This window comes from Deinococcota bacterium, assembly GCA_030858465.1.
GTDB lineage: Bacteria > Deinococcota > Deinococci > Deinococcales > Trueperaceae > JALZLY01.
In genome coordinates this window covers 1-8,442 of sequence record JALZLY010000012.1, presented here as the reverse complement: position 1 = coordinate 8,442, position 8,442 = coordinate 1, and the positions used below count along the sequence as shown (strand labels likewise).

At 65.9% G+C, this 8,442-nt stretch carries 6 protein-coding genes; 4 read left to right on the top strand and 2 right to left on the bottom strand.

The genetic code is table 11. The features are described 5' to 3' along the window. Positions 1-687, top strand: a 687-nt coding sequence (locus M3498_00775; protein ID MDQ3457829.1) for an HAD-IIA family hydrolase, incomplete at its 5' end; no start/stop codon positions are given. A gap of 60 nt (positions 688-747) precedes the next feature. On the opposite strand, the gene M3498_00770 is transcribed toward M3498_00775, so the two are convergent. Further along, on the bottom strand, positions 748-1,623 hold the full coding sequence (locus M3498_00770) for an HRDC domain-containing protein (protein MDQ3457828.1): 876 nt from the start codon (positions 1,621-1,623) through the stop codon (positions 748-750). A 486-nt stretch (positions 1,624-2,109) separates the two neighbouring features. Between M3498_00770 and M3498_00765 the strand changes: the two genes are divergently transcribed. The 3 genes from M3498_00765 (at position 2,110) to M3498_00755 (ending at position 5,806) form a co-directional block, all read left to right on the top strand. Beyond that, positions 2,110-3,210, top strand: coding sequence for a thiamine pyrophosphate-dependent dehydrogenase E1 component subunit alpha (locus tag M3498_00765; protein ID MDQ3457827.1), 1,101 nt, complete (start codon positions 2,110-2,112; stop codon positions 3,208-3,210). An 81-nt stretch (positions 3,211-3,291) separates the two neighbouring features. After that, positions 3,292-4,251 carry an alpha-ketoacid dehydrogenase subunit beta gene (locus tag M3498_00760; protein ID MDQ3457826.1) on the top strand — a complete coding sequence of 320 codons (960 nt, stop codon included), beginning with the start codon at positions 3,292-3,294 and terminating at the stop codon, positions 4,249-4,251. 73 nt (positions 4,252-4,324) lie between these two features. Then, a complete protein-coding gene (locus M3498_00755) occupies positions 4,325-5,806 on the top strand; it encodes a 2-oxo acid dehydrogenase subunit E2 (protein MDQ3457825.1) in 1,482 nt (493 codons plus the stop codon). Positions 5,807-6,017: 211 nt separating this feature from the next. Here M3498_00755 and hypF read toward each other — a convergent pair whose 3' ends face one another. After that, entirely contained in the window at positions 6,018-8,300 is a 2,283-nt protein-coding gene (gene hypF / locus M3498_00750) for a carbamoyltransferase HypF (protein ID MDQ3457824.1), read from the bottom strand. Between the last annotated feature and the right edge of the window lie 142 nt (positions 8,301-8,442).

Sequence of the window (8,442 nt, the reverse complement as noted above, 5' to 3'; positions counted from 1 at the left end):
GTCGAGCAGTTGCGCCTGAGCGGGCGCGGCGTCTTTTTCCTGACCAACGCCTCGACGGCCAACTCGGTGACCCTCGCCGAGCGGCTCACGCATCTGGGAATCGCCACCGACCCCGCGGCGGTGGTCGCGCCGCTCACCCTGCTTGGGCGCCATCCCATGCTGGCTCCAGGGTGTCGGGCCTTCGTCGTCGGCAAGGACGCCGTTCGCCGCGCGCTCGAGGAAGCGGGCGCAGAGGTGCTCGAGCGGTCCGATGGTGCCTCGGTGGTGGTGCTGGGCAACGACTCGGCGCTGACCCTGGCCGAGCTCAGCTTAGCGGCGCGGGCGCTGGACGGTGGGGCAGCCTTGCTCGCGCTCAATCTGGACCGCCGCGTGCCGGTCGGCGGCGGCAGGGCCGTGCCGGGCGTCGGTGCCCTGGCCGCGCTGTTGACGACTACCACGGGCGTCCAGCCGCAGCTCGTCGGCAAGCCCTCGGCGTTTTTCTTTCGTGAAGCCCTGAACGTCTTTGCCCTGACCCCGGAGCAGGCGGTGATGGTGGGCGATTCGCCGGAAGCCGACGTGCGGGGAGGCAAGCGTATCGGCATGAGGACGGTGCTGGTGGGCGACGCAAAGGGCGATGCTCTGGCTGCCGGCTGCCAGCCCGATGTTCAGGTGCCCGACCTGACGGCGCTCGATAGGTTGCTCCTCTAGCGGCCAGCCCGACCTTCCTACACTCGGCCTTCTTTAGGGTGTACGGCGAGCAGGGCTTGCTCAGCCGCCGGGCTCTTTCGGCGCTGCACGGTCATGTTGGACCAGCGCCAGGATCTCCGCGCCGTAGCGCTCCAGTTTCACCGGGCCGATGCCCTTGACGCGGCTCAAGTCGCCCAGCGTTTGCGGCTTCTCGCGGGCGATGCGCCTCAAGGAATCGTTGGTGAGGACGATGTAGGTGGGCCTCTTCTCGCCCCTGGCCTTGGCCTTGCGCCAGCTCTCGAGGCGGGAGTAGAGTTCGGCGTCCGCTCCCGTCAGGGGCGTTTCAGCCCCGGCCTCGGCGGCTTGCACGTCCTCGCGTCCCTGCAGGGCGTTCTTGACGACTTCGCTCTCGGGTGAACGCTCGGCGGGGGTGGGCGGTGCGGAAGAGGCGGGTGCGGAAGAGGTGGGTGCGGGGGTAGAGGGTGGGGGAGCAGGGGAGGCCGGTTCGGTGTAGACCCAGCCGCTCCCGTCCTTGCCGCGCCGGAGCAAAAGGGCGCCCAGGGCGATGAGCAGGACGGCCAGCAGGAGCCAGCCGAACGGGCCCGCGCGGATGAGGCAGACGAGCAGGCCCAGAGCGACCAGGGCGCCGGCCGGATAGAGGGGCCAGCTCGAGGCGCGCGGCTCCAGGCGGTCGATGGCGAAAAAGCCCGCGCCCAGGCTCACTAAGATGGCGCCGACACTGCCGCCCAGGACCAGCCCCACGGCCAGCCCCGTGAGCAGGCTGCCGGCGACGAGAAAGGCGTAGCCGCGCCCTCGAGCGTAGACGTAGAGAAGGGCCGCGGCCAGGGTGCCGGCCCACAGCCAGGCGCCGGCCAGCCCGGAAAGGAACACCAGGACGAAGAGCGCCAGGGCGCCCAAGGCGATAAAGAGAATGCCGGTGATGCGCTCGTTGGACATGGGCCTCCTTGACCCTGGCGCGCGGTCGAAGCTTCGGACGGAACTACTGCCGGCAGTTCGGCCGGAACCGCTAGGGGCGTATGATACCGCAGTCTTGAAGCGGGCTCTATCGCGCCGTCCAAAGGGTCGCCGGCGGCGACCCGGCGTCGCCAGGTGACGGGTAAAGCCCTCGCGGGCTGCTCGAGCGGCTAGACTCGAGAAAGCCACCGCAGGGCGGACCGCGCGGACCGCGCTTTGAGGGGCGCCCGGAAGCGCCCGAAAGCGTAAGTACAACCCCTAATATCGCCGCCCTTTACGGGTAGAATGGCGACTGAACGAGGTCATCATGACGTTTGCGTTGACGCTACAGCTAGATCTTGCCGGGCCGCCTCATGCCGCCCTCGCCCCGGTGTATAGACCGGGGCCTTACTTTGGCGCCCCTACCCCTGGCGCCCCTAGCTCTAGCGCCGGCGCCGAACGCTGTACTCCGCAAGAAAGGAAGCAGGCATGATTCAAGATTCCCAACGCTTCAAGCCCTTTACCGACAGGCCCATCTCGCTCATCGGCGACCAGGGCCAGTGGCTGGGCCACTTCGAGCTCGACTTGAGCGAAGACGGGCTCAAAGGCTTTTACCGCGACATGCTGGCGGCGAGGCTTTTGGACGAGAGCCTCACCCGCATGCAGCGCGGCGGCAAGATCAGCTTCGCCGCGCCTTCGGCGGGCCACGAGGCGGCTCAGGTGGGCATCGCCCACAGCATGAAGGCGCGCCAGGACTGGCTCTTTCCCTACTACCGCGACAGCGGCCTGGTGCTCGCGCTGGGCGTGCCGCTGCGCGAACTGCTGGGCCAGTCCATGGCCAGCCGGGCCGACCCCAACAAGGGCCGGCAGATGCCCGCGCACCCTGGCTCCAAGGACTACAAGGTCTTCACGGTGGCCTCGGCCATCGCCTCGCACCTCCCCCCGGCGGTGGGCGCGGCCATCAGCATGAAGCTCTTAAACACCGCTGAGGTGGCGGTGGCCTCGTTTGGCGACGGGGCGACCTCCGAAGGCGACTTTCACGCCGCCATCAACTACGCCGGCGTGCAGGGCGCGCCCATCGTCTTCGCCTGCGAGAACAACCGCTACGCCATCAGCGTGGACTTCCACAAGCAGACCGCCTCGGAGAACATCGCCGTCAAGGCCGAGGCCTACGGCATGCCGGGCTACCTGGTAGACGGCATGGACGTGCTCGCCAGCTACTATGTCATGAAGGAGGCGGTCGAGCGCGCGCGCAGCGGCCACGGCCCGGCCTTGGTCGAGCTGACCGTCTACCGCTACGGCCCGCACTCCTCGGCTGACGACGACTCGCGCTACCGGCCCAAGGACGAGGTCGAGCGCTGGAAGAAGCGCGACCCCTTGAAGCGCTTCGAGCTCTTTTTGCGCAGACAAGGGATTTGGGAGGACGCCTGGGGGGAGGACCTCGAGACCTCGATCAAGGCCGTGCAGCAAGAGGCCGCCGAGGAGGCGGAGAACGCGGGCACCTGGCCGACGGAGTCGATGTTCGAGGACGTCTACGCCGAGCCCTGGTGGAACTTGGCCGAGCAGCAGCGAGAGCTGAAGGGCGATTAAAAGGGCGATTGAGACGAGCAACAGCGCCGGCACGTACCGGTAATGGAGGAAGCTGTGGCAGTACAAAACGCAGTACAAAACATGGTGCAGACGATCGTCCGCACCCTGGACGCGGAGATGAGCCGCGACCCTCACGTGGTGGTGATGGGCCAGGACGTGGGCAAGCGCGGCGGCGTCTTCTTGGCGACCGAAAAGCTCTTCGACAAGTACGGACCCGACCGGGTCATGGACACGCCGCTCTCCGAGGCGGCCATCATCGGCGCGGCGGTGGGCATGGCGGCACACGGCCTCCGGCCCGTCGCCGAGATCCAGTTCGTCGACTACGTCTATCCCGGCTTCGACCAGCTCGTCTCGCAAGCCGCCAAGCTGCGCTACCGCTCGGGCGGGCAGTTCTCGGCGCCGATGGTGCTGCGCCTGCCCTCGGCGGGCGGGGTGCGCGGCGGCCATCACCACTCGCAGAGCCCCGAGGCGCTCTTCACCCACACGCCGGGGCTCAAGGTGGTCTATCCGTCCAGGCCCTACGACACCGCCGGGCTCCTCCGGACCGCCATCCGCGACGACGACCCGGTCATGTTCATGGAGCCCAAGCGCCTCTACCGGGCCATCAAGGAAGAGGTGCCGGGCGAGGACTACACCATTGCCCTGGGCCAGGCCGCCAAGCGCCGCGAGGGGAGTGACCTCACCCTCATCTCCTACGGCGGCATGATGGTCGAGACCATAAAGGCCGCCGAGGAACTCGCCAGAGCCGACCTCGAGGCCGACGTGCTCGACCTGCGCTCGTTGATGCCCTGGGACAAGACCGCCGTGCTCGAGTCCGTCGCCAAGACGGGCCGGGTGGTCCTCGTCAGCGAGGCGCCCAAGACCGCCAGCTTCATGAGCGAGGTGGCGGCGACCATCGGCGAGGAGATTTTAGACAGCCTGCTCGCCCCAGTCGCTCGCGTCTCGGGCTTCGACACGCCCTACCCCTACGCCCACGACCGCGACTATCTGCCGAGCGTCAACCGCATCCTGCGGGCGGTGCAGAGGGTGCTCGATTACTAATTGAAGATTCAACATTGAAGATTCAAAATTTAACATTTTCAATCTTCAATGTTGAATTGCCTCTGGAGGAAGCATGGCCAAGGAATTTCTACTTCCCGAACTCGCCGAGTCCGTCGTCGAGGGCGAGATCGTCAAGTGGCTGGTCGCTGAAGGCGACACCGTCGAGCGCGACCAGGCAATCGTCGAGGTGATGACCGACAAGGTGACGGTGGAACTGCCCAGCCCCTACGCGGGCGTCCTCGAAAAGCAGCTTGCCAAGGAGGGCGAGGTGGTGCCGGTCAACGCGCCCATCGCGCGCTTCGGCGACGGCGCCGCCTCGCCGCAGGCCGAAAGGGAACCCGTCACCGAAACCGAGCCCAAAAACCAGCCCGAGGTCAAGGATGACGAGAGAAGCATCGTCGAAGGGGGCGGCGGCCGTGGGAATGGTGACGACGAGGACGACGGCGACAGCTTGAGCCTCTTCAAGGCGATGGAGGCCAGCACCGAGGAGGCCATCTCGGTGCGGCGTGCGGTTGCCAAGGGCGCTGTTGCCAAGGATGCTGCTGCTAAGGGCGCTGCTCCTGTCGGCGTCCCCCAGGGCGACGCCCAGGTCGCCGAGAAGCCTCGAGCTTCTGCGAAACCCGAGGCCGCCAGAGGCCCCTTCGGCCGGGTGCTGGCGGTGCCCGCCGCGCGCAAGCTGGCCAGAGAGCTCGAGCTCGCTATCGAAGAGGTGCCGGGCAGCGGTCCCAACGGCCGCGTCCGCGTCGACGACGTGCGCGCCTTTGCCGAGGCGGGCAGGCCCACAGAAGCCGCCACAGAAGCCCCCAGCTCTGACTTCGGGCGCGTCCTCTACACCAGCCCGGCGGACTACCAGGCGCTCGAGGAGCGCGTGCCCGTGCGCGGCCTGCGCCGGGCGATCGCCAAGCAGATGGTCGCCTCGCACCTGCAGGCGGTGCGCACCTTGCACGTCGACGAGGCCGACGTCTCCGGACTCGTCGCCCTGCGCGACAAGCTCAAGCCGCTGGCCGAAGCGCGCGGCGGCAAGCTGTCCTTCTTGCCCTTCATCATGAAGGCGGTGCTGCAGGGGCTAAGGGATTTCCCGGTCATCAACTCGAGCCTCGACGAGAAATCAAACGAGATCGTCTACAAGCATTACTACAACCTGGGCGTGGCGGTCGCGACCGAGCAGGGTCTGGTGGTGCCGGTCATCCGCGACGTGGACAAGAAGAGCATCTTGGAAATTTCCGCGGACATCAGCCTCCTCGCCGAAAAGGCTCGAGCGGGCAAGCTGGCTCAGGACGACATCAAGCACGGCACCTTTTCGATCACCAATATCGGCTCCTTGGGCGGGCTCTTCTCCTTTCCCATCATCAACGTGCCCGAGGCGGCGATTCTGGGCGTCCACAGCATCAAGCGCCGACCGGTGGTCCTAGCAGACGACTCGATCGTCCCTCGCGACATGCTCTACTTGTCGATGTCCTTCGACCACCGCGTCATCGACGGGGCCGAAGCGGCGATGTTCACAAGCCGGGTGATCGAGATTTTGGAGACGCCCGAGGCCCTGCTGCTCGAGTAGCGATTAGGGACGATGAGGGAGTTGTAGAGGGCGGCGCCACTTCAAATATGAAGTGCAACACCTGGAGCCAAGCTCTAGGAGGCTCATAGACTCAATGCCATACTTTACCGTGATAATTGGCTTGAGAACCTGCTCGTTTCTGCCTCTTTAGGCGGCAGAGCAGGGCGGACTCAGAATCCATCAGAATGAGGAAGCTTCAGTCAAACAAAAGTCAAGTTGACAACACCGGAAGGTCCTCAACCCTCTTTGTTGCGAATATCCCCAAGGCTGCCTGGCCTAGACTGACCCCGCCATCATTGGACGGCACGCCGCGTGGCGTCCACACACGCAACGACGTCGTGTCAAGATGAGTCTTGAGCGCACCCAGAAGCAAGTCGTTTTGGAAAACGCCCCCACTCAGCACGACCACGTCGACGCCGTTGGCCTCGCAGAGTTGCAGCACCCCCTGGAACACGCTCAGCGCCAAGCCGGCGTGAAACGCCCGGGCTATCTCGGCTCGGTCACGCCCCTGCTGACAATCCCTCAGCACCGCCTCCAGTAGAGGACGGAAGTCCAACACGCCGTGGACGAAAGGCATCGGGTAGGGAGCTGCGTTTGGGGCGCTGCGGGCCAGGTGCTCGAGCCAGATGGCCGCCTGCCCTTCGAAGGTGATGGCCCGCGTGAAACCGAGGAGCGCGGCTGCGGCGTCGAAAAGGCGACCCACCGAGGTCGTGGGGAAGACGCGCACCTCCTTATGAAGCAGCGCCTTGGCTTTAGCGTAGCCTTCCCCGAAGTAGAAGGGCGGCGCGGTCAAGTCGGGTACATCGCTCAGGTCATCCAAAAAGCCCGCTGCTGCCTGGACGGGGTGGCGCGCTGCCGCGTCCCCTCCGGGTAGCTTGGCGTAACGCAGGTGGGCGACGCGTTCAAGCCCCGCTGCGAGGCTGCCCACGAAAAACTCTCCGCCCCAGATGGCACCGTCATCGCCGTAGCCGGCGCCGTCGAAAGCGATCCCGAGCACGCGCTGGTCCCAAGCCTGTCGCTCCGCCAGCACCGCGGCGAGGTGGGCGCGGTGGTGCTGCACAGCGACGCGCCTGGGGGCTGGGAGCTCGAGCGCGTGCTGCGTTGAGCGGTACTCCGGATGCGCGTCGTGAATGACGAGAGTGTCGTCCCAGGCCAGCTCGTACATGCGGGTCAGATCACGGATCGTCTCTTGAAAAGCTTGGAACGCGCCGTAGTGCTCTAAGTCGCCGATGTGTTGGCTGACAAAGGCTTGACCGTTCACCACGACCGTGACGGTGTTTTTCAGGTCGGCTCCTAGCGCCACGACGGGGCGCGAGACCGGTAGCGTCGCCACGGCGCCGGGCGCGTACCCCCTGGCACGCCGCAGCAGCACCGGCCCGTAGCACGAGGCCCGCGCCACCGAGTCATCGACGCGCCGCGCGACGGGCCGCTCCCCGATAAGAAAGGCGTCGGCGATACCGGTCAGGCGCGCCAGCGCGTCTTCATCCTGATAGGCGATGGGCTCGCTCGAGCGGTTGGCGCTGGTCATGACCAGCACGCTGGGGGCGCCTTCGAAGAGGAGGTGATGCAACGGCGTATAGGGCAGCATCACCCCGAATTCGGGGTTACCTGGAGCGATGCCGGGCAGCTCGAGCTTGGCGGGAGCCAGCACAACGGGGCGCGCCACCGAGGTGAGCAGCGCTTGGGCTTCAGGAGAGAGTTCGACCAGCGCCTGAGCAATCGCGATATCGGCGACCATCAGCGCGAACGGCTTCTCTTTGCGGAACTTGCGCTCGCGCAGCGCCGCCACGGCAGCGGGGTTGCGGGCGTCGCAGGCCAGGTGGTACCCCCCGAGCCCCTTGACCGCTACGATAGCCCCCTGGCGAAGCATCCTGGCCGCCTCGCGAATGGCGGCCTCATCGCCATCCACCACGCGCTCACCGGTCTGAAGGTAGTAGTGTGGGCCGCACGCCGGGCAAGCGACGGGCTGCGCGTGGAAGCGGCGGTCGAGCGGATCACGATACTCGCGGGCGCACGCGGGGCACATGGGCCAGTCGTTCATGGTGGTCTTTGGGCGGTCGTAGGGCAAGCCCAATAGGATCGTGTAACGGGGTCCGCAGTCGGTGCAGTTGAGATAGGGATAACCGCAGCGCCGGTCGCTTGGATCGAAAAGCTCCCTCAGGCAAGCTTGGCAGCTAGGCAGGTCGGGGGAGATGCGCACCGTGGGACGGTCACGCTTTTCGCTCTCGTGAATTGTGAAGGTCTCAAACCCTTGGGGCTCGGCGGTTTCGACGTGAATGTCGGCGATATGTGCTGCCGGCGGAGGATGCGTCTTCAGCTCGCTCAGGAAGGTCTCGAGAGCTGCTAAAGGCCCCTCGAGGTGGATCTTGACACCCTCTTCGGCGTTCAAGATCCAACCCTTAAGCCCCTGGGCCTGGGCCATGCGGTAGACGAAAGGACGAAAGCCTACCCCCTGGACGACGCCGCGAACGAAGATGTTAAAGGCAGTCATCATGGGTAGCTACGTTTCGAAGATGCCCTTTGTGCCGGGGCGCAGGGATGCAGTATAATCCACGCACGAGGAACATTATTACGCACTTTGCAGTATAATCCCCAGTTCGGCGGCTTGCGCGCGGCGTTTCAGAAAGCGGTATAAT